At 74.0% G+C, this 854-nt stretch carries 1 protein-coding gene; it reads left to right on the top strand.

What is annotated here, in order from left to right; translation table 11 throughout:
- Positions 1 to 13: 13 nt before the first annotated feature.
- The coding region (locus I71_RS39525) for an ATP-binding cassette domain-containing protein (RefSeq protein ID WP_244433667.1) at positions 14 to 854 on the top strand (841 nt) is incomplete at its 3' end.

Raw genomic sequence — 854 nt, 5'->3', positions numbered from 1 at the left:
AGTCATGAACCATATGTCACCCGCTGCCGCCGCAAAGCCCGCTCCGGTGGAGACCGAGGCGCTGACCCTGATGCTGGGCGACCGCGTCCTGCTCGACCGTGCCACCCTGCGGGTGGAGCGCGGGCAGGTGCTGGCCGTCACCGGCGGGGCCGGCAGCGGCAAGACCGCCCTGCTGGCGGTGCTCGCCGGGCAACTGCCGACCGGCGGGTCCGCCGAGCTGCATGTGGCCGGCAGCGCCCGCGTCGACGGGCATCTGCTGATCGCCCAGGGCGGCCGGCTGGCGCCGCGCCGGCCGCTGGCCCTGCAGGTGGCGGAGGTGGTCGGCCACCATCTGGGGCTCGACCTGCGCTCGGCGCTGCGCCGGACGGCCGACGGGCTGGACCGCATGGGCGTGCCGCCCGCCGCCCGCCGCTTCGACCTGCCGCCCGAACAGCTGCCGGACTCGCTGCGCTGGGCCTGCCTGTTCGCGATGGCGGCGGCGGTGGGGCCGGCGGTGCTGCTGGCCGACGCCCCGGCCGCCGGGCTGGACCCGACGGTGCGGATCCGTGACCTGACCCCGCTGCTGGCGGCCTCCGCCCATTCGGACCTGGGGATGATGAGCCACGCATTGAAGCGGCTGGACATCTGGAGCCTGCTCTACGCCGACGTGCTGCACATCCGGCCGACCATGGGGGCGCTGCGTTTCCTAGACCTGACCCGGCGCTACATCCGCCATCACCTGGATCGAGGCCTGCCGGTCTGGTTTCTCGACCAGGCGGCGCTCGCCGCCGTGCATCTGGCCGGCTTCACGACGGAGGCGGCGCCGCGCCTGACGGTCTATCCCGCCGATATCCACAGCAGCACGGTGATGGTCG

Source organism: Azospirillum sp. B506 (assembly GCF_000333595.1).
Lineage (GTDB): Bacteria > Pseudomonadota > Alphaproteobacteria > Azospirillales > Azospirillaceae > Azospirillum.
Note: the sequence above shows the minus strand (reverse complement) of the source record. Positions and strands in the feature narration are given on the sequence as shown.